Source organism: Kitasatospora sp. NPDC085895, from assembly GCF_040702125.1.
Classification (GTDB): domain Bacteria; phylum Actinomycetota; class Actinomycetes; order Streptomycetales; family Streptomycetaceae; genus Kitasatospora; species Kitasatospora arboriphila.
On the sequence record NZ_JBFBJY010000008.1, the window covers coordinates 121,909 to 137,988 of the forward strand.

17 protein-coding genes are annotated in these 16,080 nt (G+C 74.7%); 4 read left to right on the plus strand and 13 right to left on the minus strand.

Going from position 1 to position 16,080, the window contains the following annotated elements; all coding sequences use genetic code 11:
• Positions 1 to 86 precede the first annotated feature (86 nt).
• The 4 genes from AB0442_RS07670 to AB0442_RS07685 all read right to left on the minus strand — a co-directional run bounded on the left by AB0442_RS07670 (position 87) and on the right by AB0442_RS07685 (position 3,797).
• Complete coding sequence (locus AB0442_RS07670) at positions 87 to 911, minus strand: phosphatase PAP2 family protein (RefSeq protein WP_366161398.1); 825 nt, start codon at positions 909 to 911, stop codon at positions 87 to 89.
• A gap of 23 nt (positions 912 to 934) precedes the next feature.
• Positions 935 to 1,528 carry a TetR/AcrR family transcriptional regulator gene (locus AB0442_RS07675; protein WP_366161400.1) on the minus strand — a complete coding sequence of 198 codons (594 nt, stop codon included), beginning with the start codon at positions 1,526 to 1,528 and terminating at the stop codon, positions 935 to 937.
• Between the two features lie 151 nt (positions 1,529 to 1,679).
• Positions 1,680 to 3,293 carry an amidohydrolase gene (locus tag AB0442_RS07680; protein ID WP_366161402.1) on the minus strand — a complete coding sequence of 538 codons (1,614 nt, stop codon included), beginning with the start codon at positions 3,291 to 3,293 and terminating at the stop codon, positions 1,680 to 1,682.
• A gap of 63 nt (positions 3,294 to 3,356) precedes the next feature.
• Positions 3,357 to 3,797: an Lrp/AsnC family transcriptional regulator gene (locus tag AB0442_RS07685; protein WP_344626544.1), complete on the minus strand. Its 441-nt coding sequence runs from the start codon at positions 3,795 to 3,797 to the stop codon at positions 3,357 to 3,359.
• 250 nt (positions 3,798 to 4,047) lie between these two features.
• Here AB0442_RS07685 and AB0442_RS07690 point away from each other — a divergent pair, with 250 nt between their 5' ends.
• The 4 genes from AB0442_RS07690 (at position 4,048) to AB0442_RS07705 (ending at position 8,587) form a co-directional block, all read left to right on the plus strand.
• Positions 4,048 to 4,455, plus strand: coding sequence for a hypothetical protein (locus AB0442_RS07690; RefSeq protein ID WP_344626545.1), 408 nt, complete (start codon positions 4,048 to 4,050; stop codon positions 4,453 to 4,455).
• A 466-nt stretch (positions 4,456 to 4,921) separates the two neighbouring features.
• Positions 4,922 to 5,509 carry a hypothetical protein gene (locus tag AB0442_RS07695; RefSeq protein WP_366161404.1) on the plus strand — a complete coding sequence of 196 codons (588 nt, stop codon included), beginning with the start codon at positions 4,922 to 4,924 and terminating at the stop codon, positions 5,507 to 5,509.
• 390 nt (positions 5,510 to 5,899) lie between these two features.
• Positions 5,900 to 7,804, plus strand: a complete 1,905-nt coding sequence (locus AB0442_RS07700; RefSeq protein WP_366161406.1) for an AAA family ATPase — start codon at positions 5,900 to 5,902, stop codon at positions 7,802 to 7,804.
• Positions 7,805 to 7,897: 93 nt separating this feature from the next.
• Positions 7,898 to 8,587, plus strand: coding sequence for a YoaK family protein (locus tag AB0442_RS07705; protein WP_366161408.1), 690 nt, complete (start codon positions 7,898 to 7,900; stop codon positions 8,585 to 8,587).
• Between the two features lie 30 nt (positions 8,588 to 8,617).
• On the opposite strand, the gene AB0442_RS07710 is transcribed toward AB0442_RS07705, so the two are convergent.
• The 9 genes from AB0442_RS07710 to AB0442_RS07750 all read right to left on the minus strand — a co-directional run bounded on the left by AB0442_RS07710 (position 8,618) and on the right by AB0442_RS07750 (position 16,062).
• Positions 8,618 to 9,658 carry a hemolysin family protein gene (locus AB0442_RS07710; RefSeq protein WP_366161410.1) on the minus strand — a complete coding sequence of 347 codons (1,041 nt, stop codon included), beginning with the start codon at positions 9,656 to 9,658 and terminating at the stop codon, positions 8,618 to 8,620.
• Complete coding sequence (locus AB0442_RS07715) at positions 9,655 to 11,004, minus strand: hemolysin family protein (RefSeq protein WP_366161412.1); 1,350 nt, start codon at positions 11,002 to 11,004, stop codon at positions 9,655 to 9,657. Before AB0442_RS07715 ends, AB0442_RS07710 begins: the two co-directional genes overlap by 4 nt.
• A gap of 187 nt (positions 11,005 to 11,191) precedes the next feature.
• A complete protein-coding gene (locus AB0442_RS07720) occupies positions 11,192 to 11,638 on the minus strand; it encodes a PH domain-containing protein (protein WP_363541651.1) in 447 nt (148 codons plus the stop codon).
• A 60-nt stretch (positions 11,639 to 11,698) separates the two neighbouring features.
• A complete protein-coding gene (hisG, locus tag AB0442_RS07725; protein WP_366161414.1) occupies positions 11,699 to 12,547 on the minus strand; it encodes an ATP phosphoribosyltransferase in 849 nt (282 codons plus the stop codon).
• 46 nt (positions 12,548 to 12,593) lie between these two features.
• Positions 12,594 to 12,866, minus strand: a complete 273-nt coding sequence (locus AB0442_RS07730; RefSeq protein WP_100887339.1) for a phosphoribosyl-ATP diphosphatase — start codon at positions 12,864 to 12,866, stop codon at positions 12,594 to 12,596.
• A gap of 83 nt (positions 12,867 to 12,949) precedes the next feature.
• Positions 12,950 to 13,435 carry a 6,7-dimethyl-8-ribityllumazine synthase gene (ribH, locus tag AB0442_RS07735; RefSeq protein WP_344626553.1) on the minus strand — a complete coding sequence of 162 codons (486 nt, stop codon included), beginning with the start codon at positions 13,433 to 13,435 and terminating at the stop codon, positions 12,950 to 12,952.
• A 64-nt stretch (positions 13,436 to 13,499) separates the two neighbouring features.
• Positions 13,500 to 14,759 carry a bifunctional 3,4-dihydroxy-2-butanone-4-phosphate synthase/GTP cyclohydrolase II gene (locus AB0442_RS07740; protein ID WP_366161416.1) on the minus strand — a complete coding sequence of 420 codons (1,260 nt, stop codon included), beginning with the start codon at positions 14,757 to 14,759 and terminating at the stop codon, positions 13,500 to 13,502.
• A complete protein-coding gene (locus AB0442_RS07745; RefSeq protein WP_366161418.1) occupies positions 14,756 to 15,403 on the minus strand; it encodes a nicotinamide mononucleotide transporter family protein in 648 nt (215 codons plus the stop codon). Before AB0442_RS07745 ends, AB0442_RS07740 begins: the two co-directional genes overlap by 4 nt.
• Entirely contained in the window at positions 15,400 to 16,062 is a 663-nt protein-coding gene (locus tag AB0442_RS07750; RefSeq protein ID WP_366161419.1) for a riboflavin synthase, read from the minus strand. The genes AB0442_RS07745 and AB0442_RS07750 overlap by 4 nt, the downstream gene beginning before the upstream one ends.
• Positions 16,063 to 16,080 lie beyond the last annotated feature (18 nt).

Sequence of the window (16,080 nt, forward strand, 5' to 3'; positions counted from 1 at the left end):
GCCGTCCGAAGACGGTACCCCGGATCAGTGTGCCTCCGGGGGGCCGGGGTGCGGCGGGGGCGCTCCCCGCGGGGTCGCCGCAGGGGTCAGGGCGCGGTGCCGGCGGTGGCGGGGCGTGCCGGGGCGGCCGGGCGGCGCTGTCCGGGCAGCCGCAGCGGCGGCGGGGGTCCGGCGGAGACGGGCGGGCGGAGCAGCAGCAGGGCGGCACCGGTCAGCGCGATCGCCACGATGCCGTCCAGCCAGTAGTGGTTGGCCGTGCCCACCACGACCAGGTAGGTCACCGCGGGGTGCAGCAGCCAGAGCCGGCGCCAGCGGGAGCGGGTCGCCGCGATCAGGCCGACCGCGACCGTCAGCGCCCAGCCGACGTGCAGCGACGGCATCGCCGCGAACTGGTTGGACAGGCTGTCGGTGGCCGGGTCGCCGTACACCGCCGGGCCGTACACCCGGGCCGTGTCGACCAGCCCGGTCACCTCCAGCATCCTCGGCGGGGCCAGCGGCAGCAGCAGGTGCAGCGCCAGGCCGGCGCCGGTGAGGACGGTCAGCACCCGCCGTATCCACACGTAGTGCCCGGGGCGGCGCCAGTACGTCCAGAGCAGGAAGAGCACGGTCGCCGGGAAGTGCACCGTCGCGTAGAAGGCGTTCGCGGTGTGCACCAGCAGGTCGCTGTGGAGCAGCAGGTCCTGGACGTCCGCCTCGCCGGGGAGGTGCAGGGTGCGCTCCAGGTTCCACACGTCGGTGGCGTTGCGGAACGCCCGCGGGACGTGGCCCTCGGCGGCGATCCGGCCCAGCCGGTAGACGGTGTACAGGACGGCGATGAGGAGCAGCTCGCGGACGGGGTGCGGGCGGGAGGGCTGCTCCGGGCCCGCGGGCTGCTCGGGCGGGGCGGTGGGCTGCGGGTCGGCGGGGGGCATGTCCGTCCTGGGAGGGGTGGGAGTCAGAGGCCGAGGGCGGGGAGGACCACTGCGTCGACGTAGCGGGCGAGGTACTCCGCGTCGGCCTCGGCGCCCTCCAGCAGCGGACGGGCGGCCAGGGCCCCCAGCACCATGTGCGGGACGAACGGCGCCGCCGGGCAGTCCGCGGCCAGCTCGCCCCGGCGGACCCCGCGGTCGAGCATCGCGGCGAGGGCCGCCGTCTCCGGCTCGACGACGAGGGTGCGGAAGGCGCGGAGCAGGTCCGGGTCCTTGTGCATCGCCTGGCCGAGGGCACGCATCAGCGAGGCGTCCCGGAGGGAGGTCGCGCAGCGCAGGCGGAGCAGTTCGCGGAGGTCCCCGCGGAGGGTGCCGGTGTCGACGTCGGCGGCGGTGATGGGGCGGCAGCTGCGGAGGGCTGCCGCGACCAGCTCCGGCTTGCCGTTCCACTGCCGGTAGAGGGTGGCCTTGCTGGAGCGGGTCCGGGCGGCGATCGCGTCCATGGTCAGCGCGTCGTACCCCGCCTCACGGAGCAGCTCGATCACGGCCTCGTACAGCTCGCGCTCGCGCTCCTCGGTCAGGCGGCCGCGGCGCGCCTTCGGCTCGGCATCCGGCGCCATGGCGACCTCCCGGCGAACGGCAAGGAACGAAACGGTTTCGTACTCACCCTACGCCTGCGAATCGGGCCGAGCGGCCAGGGGCGCTGGGGTCGCCTCCCGGCCGAAGGTTGGGAGGCGCCCCCAGCGCCCCTGGGGTCGCTGCCCCTGTGTCTCAGGCCCGGTGGACGGTGCGGCCGCGGACGACGGTGCGGAGGCAGGTGGGGAGGGGGTGGCCGGGGGTGAGGTCGGGGAGGCCGGGGGTGCCGGAGCGGGGGTCGGTGGACCAGCCGGCGACGCGGGAGTCGGGGGCCTGGACGACCAGGTCGTCGACCTCCCAGACGGCGTAGCTGGCGACCGCGCCGGGCACCAGCACCCCGTCGGCGTCCCGGCCGAGGGCCCGCCAGCCGCCGCGGGTGTGGGCGGTGAAGGCGGCGCGGACGGAGATCCGGTGCTCCGGGGTCCGGTGGAAGGCGGCGGCGCGGACGGTACCCCACGGGTCGAGCGGGGTGACGGGGGCGTCGGAGCCGAAGGCGAGCGGCACGCCGGCCCGCAGCATCGCGGCGAAGGGGTTGAGGGCGGCGGCCCGCTCCGCGCCCAGCCGCTGGACGTACATGCCGTCGGGTCCGCCCCAGGCGGCGTCGAAGGCGGGCTGGACGGAGGCGGTGAGGCCGAGTTCGGCGAAGGCGGCGACGGACTTGTCGTCGAGGTGCTCGGCGTGTTCGACGCGGTGCCGCCGGGCGCGGACCCGGTCGAGGCCGACCCGGTCGGCGGCGGCGCGGACGCCGGTCACGACGGCGTCGACCGCGGCGTCGCCGATGGCGTGGAAGCCGGCCTGCAGTCCGGCCTCGGTGCAGGCGGCGACGTGGTCGGCGATCTGTTCGGCCGTCAGGTAGGCGGTGCCGTGGACGGGGGCGTCGGCGGTGCCGGCGTCGCGGTAGGGGGCGTGCAGGCAGGCGGTGCGGGAGCCGAGCGCGCCGTCGACGAAGAGGTCGCCGCCGGCGCCGACGGCGCCGAGGCGGCGGGCGGTGTCGATGCCGCCGAGTTCGCCCCAGTAGCCGAAGACCTCGGGCCCGTCACCCTCGGCGGCGAGGGCGAGGAGTTCGGCGAGGTCGTCCTCGGAGGAGATGTCGGGTCCTGCGCACTCGTGGAGGGCGCCGATGCCGAGGGCGGCGGCGCGGGCGAGGGCGGCCTGCTGGGCGGTGCGGCGCTGAGCGGGGGTCAGGTGGGCGAGGGCGGTGCGGCGGACGGCGTGGTGGGCGTCGCGGCTGAGCGGGCCCTCGGGGTCGTGGCCGGGGAGGTCGGCGAGGCCGGGGGCGAGGGCGCGCAGGGCGGTGGAGGCGAGTGCCGAGTGCACGTCGGTGCGCGACAGGTAGGCGGGGGCGCCGGCGGTGGCGGCGTCGAGTTCGGCGAGCGTCGGCGGGCGGCCCTCGGGCCAGCCGCTCTCGTCCCAGCCGTGGCCGATGAGGACGCCGTCGGTGGTGGGGGCGGCGGCCGCGATCCGGTCGAGGGCCTCGGCGAGGGTGGGGCAGCCGGTGAGGTCGAGGCCGGTCAGGGCGAGGCCGGTGGAGGTGGCGTGCACGTGGGCGTCGACGAAGGCCGGGGTGACCAGGGCACCGTGGAGGTCCACCACCTCGTCGGCGGTGTCGGCGTACGCCTCGGCCGCTCCGTCGCTGCCGACCCAGGCGATGTGTTCGCCCTCGACCAGCATGGCGGTCGCGAAGGGGTCGGCGGGGCTGTAGACGTTGCCGCCGCGCAGCAGCACGGTGCGGTTGGTGCGTTCGGTCATGGGCCCAGTCTGCACCCCGGGGCCGCCGGGCCGGGGCTCCGGGGTTCCCGGTCGGCGGCCGGGTCAGAGCTTCGGGGGGCGCGCCTCGTACGGGGTGGAGAGGACGACGGTGGTGCGGGTGGAGACGCCGGCGGCGGAGCGGATCCGGGCGAGCAGGTCCTCCAGGTCGCCGGGAGCGCCGACGCGCACCTTGAGGATGTAGTTCTCGTCGCCGGCGACGCTGTGGCACGCCTCGATCTCGGGCAGGCCGACGAGCCGCTCCGGGGTGTCGTCGGGGGCGCTCGGGTCGAAGGGCTTGACCGAGATGAAGGCGGTCAGCGCCAGGTCGACGGCCTCCGGGTCGACGATCGCGGTGTACCCGCGGATCACGCCGCGCTGTTCGAGGCGGCGCACCCGCTGGTGCACCGCCGAGGTGGACAGGCCAGTGGCCTTGCCCAGGTCCGTGTAGCTCATCCTGCCGTCCTGCAGGAGCAGCTGGACGATGCGCTGGTCGAGATCCTCCACAACGCGCAAACCTACTCGATGGTGCACGGCCGCGTCGCCACCGCGTCGGCGCACCGCCCCGGCGGGTGCGCCGCGGCGGCCGGGGGGCGCACGGGGCGCGGGTGCGGCGGCACATGCCGCGGGAATGTGGCGAAGGCCACAGCCCGTGCATCACCGTGCGCCGCTCCGCAGGGTTATGACCCCCCGTCCGCGGGAAATGCTGCTGGTGGCCGGGGCCGACGAAGGCCCGGCCCGATCCGAGGGGGATCACATGCCTGCTACTGACCAGCGTCCGCGCAGCGAGGACGAGGAACGCACCGAGTTCGAGTACGCCCTGGGGGTGGACCCGGGCGAGGCCGACACGTGGGAGATCGTCCGCGTGCACTGCCCGGCCTGCGACCGCCCGATCGCCCTGATCGGCGACGAGGAGCGGCTCCCGCAGCACGCCGTGCTGCCGACCGCGTGGCACCCCTTCTCCGCGGCGCTCTGCCCGGGCACCGGCGCGCCGACCGACGAGCTCGCCGAGTGCGAGGAGCCGGCCGAGGACGGCGGTGGCGGTCTGGCCGCGCTGCTCACGCTCCCCGCCGAACTGGACTGGCGCACCCAGCCGTTCTCGCACGCCGGCGCGCCCTCCGACGGCCCCGCGCGGATCCCCGCGCAGCGTTCCCGCCGGCGCTGACCGCCCGGCGGACGTACCCCCCGCCGGGCCGCCCGGCCCGGCCCGCTTCCCCGGCGGAGCCCGCCTCCCCGGCGCAGTGCCGCGCGACCGCCGGCCGCCCCCGCGGCCGTCGGCGCCCCCACCTCCGTGGGTGGCTCCGCGGCGACGCATCCCGTTCCCTCCGCCCGGCCGGACCGTCGCGGGTCTCCCCCGCGCCCGCCGGGTGCTCCCCCGACACGCCCGATCGCCGACGGCCCGGCCTCACCGGTTCGGGCGAGGCCGCGGTGCGTGCGGCCCGTGCCGGCGGGTGATCCGCTCCCCCGCCCGGTTGACGGAACGCCCACGGACCGCGCGGTGCGGGGCACCCGTGCAGGTCGGGCCGTACGGCGCCGCCACGGGCGCGCCGGTGGGCCGCGTCCGGGCCGCGGCACGCGTGCCCGCCCCGGGGTACTCCGGTCCCGGCGGTGCGCCGCCGTACGCTGGCCGCATGACGGAACTCGGTGATCTCGCGATCCGGCTGGTGGCGCTGCCGCCGTCCCTGGGCCCGGTCCGGCTGGTCGCGGTCGACGGACACGCGGGCTCGGGCAAGACCAGCTTCGCCGACAAGCTCGCCGCCGAACTGGGCGGCGCCCCGGTGGTGCACCTGGACGACCTGGCCACGCACGAGGAGCCCTTCGGCTGGACGGGGCGGCTGCACGACCAGGTGCTGGCCCCGTTCGCGCGCGGTGAGGACGCCACCTACCCGGTGTACGACTGGGAGCGGCACCGCTTCGGCGAGCCGTGCACGGTGCCGGCCGCCCCGGTGGTGCTGGTGGAGGGGGTGGGCGCGGGCCGGCGCGCGGTGCGCCCGGTGCTCGCCCACCTGGTGTGGATGGAGCTTGACGCCGCGTCCGCGAACGCCCGCGGGCTGCTGCGGGACGGCCCGGAACTGGCGGCGTTCTGGCAGAGCTGGATCCGCGCGGAGCGGGCGCACTTCACCGCCGACCCGAGCCGTCCGCACGCCGACGTGACGGTCGACGGGATCACCGGGAGGATCGTCGGGTGTACCCACGGTGAGCCCGCATCACCCTCTTGACCTGGGCTGTCGCCAGGATTTAAGTTCATGGCGTCGCGAGATTGGTTGATCTCGCAACCTCTCGACACGGCATCTCCGGCTTGTTCCCCCGTGAGCCGGAGATGCCGTTCTGCGTTCGCGGCCCCGCCGCCCGCCGCTCAACGACCGCGCTGCCACGGATATTTGACCCGGCGCGGCACCCTTCCGGATCAGCGCGGCCCCGGTACGATTCCAGGCAGGCGCGCATGCGCCCCGGGGGCTGCGCGAACTGACGGATGGTCCGTCCGGCGATCCGTCGGCCGACCGGGCCTCGATGCACACTGCGGGGGGCGTGGGGTGACGGTGGACAGCGGCAACGGTTCCGGCGGCACAGGACCGCACAGGCAGGCCGACCGGGCCTGGCTCAGGGCGATGGACGCGTACGCGGCGGGCTCCTACGCCCGCGCCGAGGAGGAGTTCCGTACGGCCGTCCGGCTGGACCCGGGCATGGCCGACGCCTGGCTCGGACTGCACGCACTGCGCTGCGACACCTCCGGCGCACTGCTCGCGATGCACCGCCACCGGGCCCGCTTCGGCGAGCAGCGGTTGCGCCACCGGCGCCCGCTCAGCTCCTGGTACTGGCTCGGCTGGTGGGTGCAGCCGGTGCTGGAGGACGGCCGCGACCTCGCGCTCGCGCACGCCTCGCACTGGCTCGACGGCCGGCACCTGGCCGAGCTCGACCGCGCCCTGGCGGACTGCCCGCCGCCCGACGAGGACCCGTCGGTGCGCTTCCTGCACGCCTGCCGCTCCTACCTGGTGAAGGACTGGGAGCAGCTGATCCGGGACACCGACCGGCTGCTGGACGACCCGCTGCTGGGCATCGAGGCCGGCCTGTTCGGCGGCATGGCGAGAGTCAGGCTCGACATGTGCGCGCAGGCGCAGGCCCCGCTGGCCGCCTCGCTGGCCCGCTGCCGCTCGGAGCAGCCGCAGCGCAAGGAGCTGCGCTACTGGCTGGCCCGCGCCTACGAGGGGGCGGGCCGCAGCGCCGCCGCGCTGCCGCTGTACCGGGCGGTGCACCGGGCCGACCCGGCGTTCATGGACACCGCCGCCCGGCTCGCCGCGATCACCTCCGAGGACGCGGCGCTGGACGGTCTGGTCGACCCGCTGGACCTGCAGGAGTCCTTCGACGGCCCGGACGTGCTGGACGCCGTGGAGACGGTGCCGGAGGCGGTCTCCCCGATCGCCCTGCCGCCCGGTTTCGGGGAGCCGGCCGACCTGACGGACACCCCGGGATTCGGCGGCCTGGGCGGGGCGCTGGGGCGCGCCGAGCCGGGCGGGGCGGCCGCGCCGGCCGCGGCCGAGCCGGTGGCGGAGCGCTCGGGCGCCGCGGAGGCCGCGCCGGCCGCTCCCCCGCGCACGCCCGGCGAGGCCGAGTCCGCGGGCGGGCCGGCCGCGGCGGGCCCCGCGGCGGCGGGCCTGCAGCAGGAGCTGGAGGCGGCCCTCGCCGAGCTGGAGCGGATGGTCGGTCTGGACCCGGTGAAGCGGCAGGTGCGGGCGCTCTCGGCGCAGCTGCGGATGGCCCGGCTGCGGGCCGAGCGGGGGCTGCCGGTGCAGCCGCCGAAGCGGCACTTCGTCTTCTCGGGGCCGTCCGGCACCGGCAAGACGACGGTGGCGCGGATCCTCGGCCAGGTCTTCCACGCGCTCGGCCTGCTCTCCGGCGACCACCTGGTGGAGGCCCAACGGGCCGACCTGGTCGGCGAGTTCCTGGGGCAGACGGCGGTGAAGGCGAACGACCTGATCGACTCGGCGCTGGACGGCGTGCTGTTCATCGACGAGGCGTACAGCCTGTCCAACTCCGGCTACAGCAAGGGCGACGCCTACGGCGACGAGGCGCTGCAGGTGCTGCTGAAGCGGGCCGAGGACAACCGGGACCGGCTGGTCGTGATCCTCGCCGGCTACCCGGAGGGGATGAACCGGCTGCTGGCGGCCAATCCCGGCCTCAACTCGCGGTTCACCACCCGGGTGGACTTCCCGAGCTACCGCCCCGGCGAGCTGACCGAGATCGGCCGCAGCCTGGCGCTGGAGGGCGGCGACGGCTGGGACGAGGACGCCGCGGAGGAGCTCTCCTCGATCTGCGCCCACGTGGTCGGCGAGGGCTGGATAGACGAGCTCGGCAACGGCCGGTTCGTCCGCACCCTGTACGAGAAGTCCTGCGCGTACCGTGATCTGCGGCTCAGCGCCCACCGCGGCCTCCCCAGCCGGGAGGACCTCGCCACCCTCCGCCTGCCGGACCTGCTCCAGGCGTACGGCGAACTGATCGACGGCCGCACCGGCTGAGCCCTGCCGCCGGGCGTGCGCCGTTCCGGTGAGCGGCCCGGTGCCTGCGGCCGGTCTCCGCCGCCCCGCCCGGCCGGGCTGGTACCAACAAGGGTGCTCGCGACGACCAGGCGCCCCGCCCCGCAGACCGTGGCGCTGCTCCTGCTGACGGCAGTCACCGGCATCGTCGAGGCCGCGAGCTTCCTCGGCCTCGGCCACGTGTACACCGCGGTGATGACCGGCAACATCCTCTTCCTGGGCTTCGGACTGGGCGGCGCGCACGTGTCGGTCGCCGGTGCCGGGCTGGGCCTCGCCGCGTTCTCGCTGGGCGCGCTGCTCGGCCACCGGGTGAACGAGTCGCTGGTGCGGCGGCACGGGGTGCGCTGGCCGCCGCCCGCGGTGGCCGGGGTCGGGCTGCTGCTGGCGGTCGGCGCGGTGGCCGCGGCCGGCCTGCCGGAGCAGCAGGACCTGCCCTCGGGCCGGGCGCTGGTGGTGCTCGCCGTGCTGGCGCTGGCGATGGGCTGGCGGAACGCGATCGCGCTGCGGATCGCCGCCCCGGACCTGCCGACCACCGTGCTCACCCGCGGTCTGACCGGGCTGCTGCGGGTGCACGCCGAGATGGACTCGCGCGAGCGGGCCGCCTCGGCGGTGGTCGTGATGTGCGGCGGCGCGGCCCTCGGCGCCCTGCTGCTGCGGGCCGGGCCGGCGGCGCCGCTGGCGGCCGGCGCGGCCGTGGAGCTGGCCTCCGCCGCGCTGTTCGCCGTCTACGGCGGGCGGCAGGACGCCGGCGGCCCCGTGCGGTGAGCACGGGGCCGGGGGACCGGGCTGCGGCCGCTACAGGGCGGCGCTGCGGTGGTCCGGGTCGTGGACCTCGCCGACCAGCTCCTCCAGGACGTCCTCCAGGGCGACCAGGCCGAGCTGACGGCCGTCGGCGTCGACGACGGCGGCCAGGTGGGCGGCGGCCCGGCGCATGGCGCCGAGGGCGTCGTCCAGCGGCAGTCCGGCGCGCAGCTCGGGGATCGGGCGGCGCAGCCGCCCCGGCATCGCCGCGTCCGGGTCGTCCAGGTCGAGGACGTCCTTGACGTGCAGGTAGCCGAGCACGGCGCCGGCCGCGTCGGCCACCGGGAAACGGGAGAAGCCGGTGCGGACGGCGAGCCGTTCGACCTCCCGGGCACTCACCCCGACCGGGACGGTCACCAGCTGGTCGGGCTTCAGCAGCACCTCGGTGACCGGCCGCTCGCCGAGCTCCAGGGCGTCCTCCAGCCGCTCCTGGCGCTGCTCGTCGAGCAGTCCGGCGTCGGCGGAGTCGGCCAGCAGGTGCAGCAGCTGCTCGCTGTTGAAGACCGACTCGACCTCGCCCTTGGCGTCGACCCCGAACAGCCGCAGGACCGCGTTGGCGAAGGCGTTCAGGAAGGCGATGAACGGGCGGAGGATCCGGGCGAGGCGGTCGAGCGGCGGGCCGAGCCAGAGCGCGGCCTTCTCCGGGCCGGCGAGGGCGATGTTCTTGGGCACCATCTCGCCGACCACCATGTGCAGGAAGACCACGACGGCGAGCGAGACCGCGTAGCTGAGCGGGTGCATCAGCGACTCGGGCACGCCGACCGCGTGGAAGGGGTCGTGCAGCAGGTGGGCGATGGTCGGCTCGGCGAGGGCACCGAGGCCCAGCGAGCAGACGGTGATGCCGAGCTGGGCGGCGGCGAGCATCGCGGAGACGTTCGACAGTGCGTGCAGCACGGTGCGGGCGCGCCGGTTGCCGGACTCGGCGAGCGGCTCGATCTGGCTGCGGCGCACCGAGATGACGGCGAACTCGGCGCCGACGAAGAACGCGTTGCCGAGCAGCAGCAGGATCGCTGCGGCCAGTTGGAGGAAGGTCATCGGTCCTTCCCCCCGTCCGTGCCGTCCTCGCCCGCGAGGTCGGGGTCGGTCCGCTGGATCCGGACCCGGCCGGTGCGGTGCCGGTCGACGGCGAGCACGGTGAAGCGCCAGCCGGGCAGTTCGGCGGTGTCGCCGACGGCGGGCAGTTTGCCGAGCAGGTCGGCGAGCAGGCCGCCGAGGGTCTCGTAGGGGCCCTCCGGGGTCTGCAGGCCGATGATCTCCAGCTGGCCGGTGCGGGTGAGGCCGTCGGCCTCCCAGACGGGCAGGCCGTTCTCGGCCGGCATCGGCCGCAGGTCGGGTTCGTCGGCGGGGTCGTGCTCGTCCTGCACCTCGCCGACGATCTCCTCGACGATGTCCTCGACGGTGACGACGCCGGCGGTGCCGCCGTACTCGTCGACCACGACGGCCATCGGCTGCTGGCGGCGCAGCCGGTCGAGCAGTTGCTCGGCGGGCAGGGTCTCGGGGACGAGCAGCGGCGGGGAGGCGAGGTGGGCGACGCGGGTGTGGCCGCGGCGGTCCTCGGGGACGGCGAGCGCGTCCTTGAGCGTGACCGTGCCGGTGATCTCGTCCAGGTTGTGCACGTACACCGGGAACCGGGACAGGCCGGTGGCGCGGACGAGGTTGACGACGTCGGCGGCGGTGGCGTCGTGGTGCAGCGCGACCACGTCGATCCGCGGGGTCATCACGGACTCTGCGGTGAGCCGGCCGAGGCCGAAGGTGCGCACGAACAGCGTCGCGGACTGCTGGTCTATGGCGCCCGCGCGGGCGGAGTGCCGGGCCAGGGCGACGAGTTCGGCGGGGGTGCGGGCGTGGCCCAGCTCCTCCTGCGGTTCGATGCCGAGCGCGCGGACCATCTTGTCCGCGGAGCCGTTCAGGAAGCCGATCAGCGGGCGGCAGGCGGCGGAGAAGGCGCGCTGCGGGCCGACGACGGCGTACGCGACCTGCAGCGGCCGGGAGATCGCCCAGTTCTTCGGGACGAGCTCGCCGATGACCATCTGCAGCACGGTGGCGCCGATCATGCCGATCACGACGGCGGCGCCGCGGGCGGCGCCCTCGGACAGGCCGATCGCGGTGAACACCGGCGAGAGGATCACGGAGAGGGCGGGCTCGGCGAGCATGCCGACCACCAGGGAGGTGATGGTGATGCCGAGCTGGGCGCCGGAGAGCTGGAAGGAGAGGTGTCGCAGGGCCTTGGAGAGGCTGCGGGCCCGGACGTCGCCGGCCTTGGCGGCGCGTTCGACGGTGCCGCGCTCCACGGTCACGAAGGCGAACTCGGCGGCCACGAAGAGGCCGTTCGCGAGGATGAGCAGGAAGGCCGCGAGCAACAGCAGCCAGGCGGTGGTCATCGTGCCGCCTGCCTGCCGAGGGTCGGACGCAGGGCGGCGCTGGTACTACCGGACGGATCGTCCATGGACGGGGAGTGTCACTCCTCAGGTCGGTTCGGGGGCGGCGGGCACTTTTGCCCTGGCTTTACCAGCCGTCACCAGCCTAGACGATACCGAACGAGTGTAGGGATCCGGCCTGTGCGGGCCGTCAGCGACGCGCCGTCCCACGCTCGTCGACGAGGTCGCGCAGCGTCCGGGCGGCGGTGATCGCCTGATCCCGGCCGGCGGCGGGCTGGATGCCGACCGCGGCGAGCGAGGTGCCGTCGGCGAGGTCGAGGATCACCCAGGGGTCGCCGGCCCGCAGGTTCACCCGGACGATCTCGGCCCAGGCGAGGCGGCGGCTGCGGACGAAGTTGACCACCGTGACGCCGTCCTCGTCGGCGCTCACCCGGGGCCGGGCGAGCATCAGGCCGACGGCGGCGAAGAGGAGTCCGCTGATCACCATCATGGCGCGGTCGTTGGTGTGCCAGTTCGCCGGGAGGATCACGGCGAGCACGGTGAACACGATCACCAGCACGGCGCAGAGCGGCAGCAGCACGAAGCGGTTGCGGCGCGGCGACCAGGTCACCGGCAGGACGGCGGCGGGGGTGGACAACGGGGTGGCTCCAGGAAGGCGCGGGGCGGGGGCCGGCCGGCCCCCGCCCCGGAGGATCGGTCAGAGGCGGCAGGCGTGGATGTTGGTGACCAGGATGGCGCGGGCGCCGATCGCCCACAGGTCGTCCATGATCCGCTGGGCCTCCTTGCGGAGCACCATGGACCGGACGGCCACCCAGCCCTCGGTGTGCAGCGGCGAGACGGTCGGCGACTCCAGGCCCGGGGTCAGCGCGACGGCCTCGCTCACCTTCTCGGCGCGGATGTCGTAGTCCATCAGCACGTACCGGCGGGCCACCAGGACGCCCTGGAGGCGGCGCAGGAACTGCTCGACGCCCGCGTCGTCGCCGGCGCCCTTGGGACGGATCACCACGGAGTCGGAGACCAGGATCGGGTCGCCGAACACCTCCAGGCCGGCGTTGCGCAGGCTGGTGCCCGTCTCGACGACGTCCGCGATGACGTCGGCGACCCCGAGCTGGACGGCCGTCTCGACCGCGCCGTCCAGCTTGGTGACGGTGGCCTTCACCCCGCGCTCGGCGAGGTGCTGCTCGACCAGGCCGGTGTAGGAGGTGGCGATCCGCATGCCCTCCAGGCCCTGCACGTCCTCGACCTGCACGCCGACCGGGCGGGCGAAGCGGAAGGTGGAGCCGCCGAAGCCGAGGGCCAGCACCTCCTCGGCGTCCGCGCCGGAGTCCAGCAGCAGGTCGCGGCCGGTGATGCCGACGTCGAGCCGGCCGGAGCCGACGTACACGGCGATGTCCCGCGGCCGCAGGAAGAAGAACTCGACCTGGTTCTCCGGGTCGACCAGCACGAGTTCCTTCGGGTCCTTGCGCTGGCGGTAGCCGGCCTCATGCAGCATCTCCGCCGCGGGACCCGAGAGAGAACCCTTGTTGGGAACGGCGATGCGGAGCATGGGAGATGGGTCCTTCGCTGTGGGAGGGATGGCTGACACGGTGCGGTCAGAGGTGGGCGTACACGTCGTCGAGCGTCAGCCCGCGGGCGATCATCATCACCTGAAGGTGGTAGAGGAGCTGGGAGATCTCCTCGGCCGTCTGCTCGTCCGACTGGAACTCGGCGGCCATCCAGACCTCGGCGGCCTCCTCGACGACCTTCTTGCCGATCGCATGGACGCCCTGCTGGACGAGCTGCGCGGTGCGGGAGGACGAGGGGTCGCCGGAGGCGGCCTTCTGCTGGAGCTCGGCGAAGAGCTCCTCGAATGTCTTCGAAGCCATGATGACCTCACCATACGGGGTGCGGGCTGACCGACGGTAAACGGTTCCGGACCGTGGACAGTCCGGTGGGACGATCCCCCGTTCTACCGCCAGGGCTCGCTGACGCCGCGCAGCGCGACCGCGGTGGCGACGGCCGCGGTGACCGCCTCGTGGCCCTTGTCCTCGGCCGAGTCGGGCAGGCCTGCGCGGTCCAGCGCCTGCTGCTCGTCGTCACAGGTCAGCACGCCGAAGCCGACCGGCACGCCGGTGTCCACCGCGACCTGGGTCAGGCCCATGGTGGCGGCCTCGCAGACGTAGTCGAAGTGGGGGGTGCCGCCGCGGATGACCACGCCGAGGGCGACCACGGCGTCGTAGCCGCGGCCGGCGAGGTGCTTGGCGGCGACCGGCAGCTCGAAGGTGCCGGGCACCCGCAGCACGGTCGGCTCCTCGATGCCGAGCTCCTTGAGGGCGCGGTGGGCGCCGTCCAGCAGGCCGTTCATCACCTGGTCGTGCCACTGCGCGGCGATCACCGCGACCCGCAGGTCGGCGCAGTTCTTGATGGTCAGCTCGGGGGCTCCGTGGCCGCTCACGTCGTACTTCTCTCTGTCTCGAAGGCTGTGCCGGTGTGCGAAGGCTGTGGTGGTGCGGGGTGGCTCAGGAGTCGGCGTCGAGCCACGGCAGGTCGTGGCCCATCCGGTCCCGCTTGGTGCGCAGGTAGCGCTCGTTGTGCTCGCCGACCCGGACTTCGACGGGCAGCCGGCCCTTCACCTTCAGGCCGTGCTCGGTGAGCGCGTTCTGCTTGTGCGGGTTGTTGGTCAGCAGGGTGAGCGAGCGGACGCCGAGGTCGGCGAGCATCTGCGCGCCGATCGAGTAGTCCCGGGCGTCCGCGGGCAGGCCGAGGTCCAGGTTGGCGTCGACGGTGTCGCGGCCGCGCTCCTGCAGCTCGTAGGCGCGCAGCTTGTGGCTGAGGCCGATGCCGCGGCCCTCGTGCCCGCGCAGGTAGAGGACGACGCCGCGGCCGGCCTCGGCGACCTGGCGCAGCGAGGCCTGCAGCTGCGGGCCGCAGTCGCAGCGCAGCGAGCCGAGCACGTCGCCGGTGAGGCACTCGGAGTGCAGCCGGACGAGGACGTCCTCGCCCTCGGGCAGGCGGCCGTCGGCGTCGAGGCCGCCGGCGACCAGCGCGAGGTGCTCGACGCCGTCGATGGTGCCCTTGTAGCCGACGGCGGTGAAGTCGCCGTACTCGGTGGGCAGCGCGGTGACGGCGGCCCGGTCGACGTGCAGCTCGGTGCGGCGGCGGTAGGCGATCAGGTCCTCGATGGAGATGATCGCGAGGCCGTGCTCGCGGGCGAAGGCGACGAGTTCGGGCAGCCGGGCCATGGTGCCGTCGTCGTTGACGACCTCGGCGATGGCGCCGGCCGGGGCGAGGCCGGCCAGCCGGGCGAGGTCGACGGAGGCCTCGGTGTGGCCGGGGCGGACGAGGACGCCGCCGTCCACAGCGCGCAGCGGGAAGACGTGGCCGGGGCGGGTGAGGTCGGCGGCCTCGGTACCGGGCGAGGAGAGCAGCCGGATCGTGCGGGCGCGGTCGGCGGCGGAGATGCCGGTGTCCACGCCGTCCCGGGCGTCGACGGAGATGCTGTAGGCGGTGCCCTTGCGGTCCTCGTTGACGGCGGTCATCGGCGGCAGCTTGAGCCGGTCGAGCTCCTCGCCGGTCATCGGGGCGCAGATCACGCCGGAGCTGTAGCGGATGGTGAAGGCGAGGAGTTCGGGGGTCGCGGCGGAGGCGGCGAAGACGATGTCGCCCTCGTTCTCGCGGTCCTCGTCGTCGACCACGATCACCGCGCGGCCGAGGGCGATGTCGGCGATGGCGCGCTCGACCGGGTCGAGGGCGAGCTCGTCGGGGTGCTGGATGGTCATGCCGTGACTCCCTGCGGGACGTTGGCGGTCGAGGGACGGGCCGTACGGGTGCTCAGCCACCAGGTCCGCAGGCCGAGCAGCACCAGCACGAAGTAGATGGCGAAGGTGAGGGCGGAGAAGACGTAGCCGTGGGTGTAGGAGTACGGGACGCCGATCAGGTCGACGGCGATCCAGGCGAACCAGAACTCCACCCATCCGCGGGCCTGGGCGACCATCGCCGTCAGGGTGCCGACGAAGATGTAGGCGTCCAGCCAGGGGGCCCAGGACAGCTTCGGGAAGGCCGTGAACAGGCCCGCCACGGCGGCGGTGCCGAGTGCGGCGCCGGCCACCAGCAGGGCGCGCTCGCGCCAGGAGGCGAACCGGACGGCGAGCGCGCCGCCGTCGCGCCGGCCGCGCTGCCACTGCGCCCAGCCCCAGGCCGCGGTCGCGATGACGACCAGCTGCTTGCCGACCATGCCGGGGGCCTGCCCGCCGAGGAAGGCGGCGACGAGGACGGCGCCGGCCAGCAGCTGGACGGGCCAGCTGAGCACCGAGCGGCGCCAGCCGAGGGCGAGCGCGGCCAGGCCGAGCAGGTTGCCGATCATGTCGGCCCACTTCACCTGCTCGCCGAAGGCGGTGAAGGCCACCGAGGTCAGCGCGCTCACGAGGCGTCCTTCGCGAGGTGGTCGGGCAGGGTGCGGGTGTCGAGCAGCCGCTCGACGTACTTGGCGAGGACGTCCACCTCGAGGTTGACCGGGTCGCCGACGGCCTTGGTGCCGAGGGTGGTCAGTTCGAGGGTGGCGGGGATCAGCGAGACGCTGAAGGAGTCGAGGGCGGCGTCGACGACGGTCAGGCTGACGCCGTCGACGGTGATCGAGCCCTTCTCGACCAGGTACCGGGTGATGGACTGCGGCAGCGAGAAGCGCAGCACCTCCCAGCGGGGGTTGCCGTCGGCGTCGAGGTCGCCGGGGGCGCGGGAGAGCAGCTCGCCGGTGGCGTCGACGTGGCCCTGGACGAGGTGCCCGCCGAGCCGGGCGCCGAGCGCCATGGCCCGCTCCAGGTTGACCCGCGAGCCGGGCCGCAGGGCGCCGAGGCTGGAGCGGTGCAGCGTCTCGGCCATCACGTCGGCGCTGAACTCACCGGTCTCGGCGGCCAGTTCCTCGGGGCTGTCGACGACGGTCAGGCAGACGCCGTTGACCGCGATGGAGTCGCCGTGCTTCGCACCGGAACGGACCACCGGGCCGCGCAGGCGGATACGCGAGGATTCGCCGATCTCCTCGATGGAGACGACCTCGCCGAGCTCTTCGATGATGCCGGTGAACACCCGGGTTCTCCTCGCGCT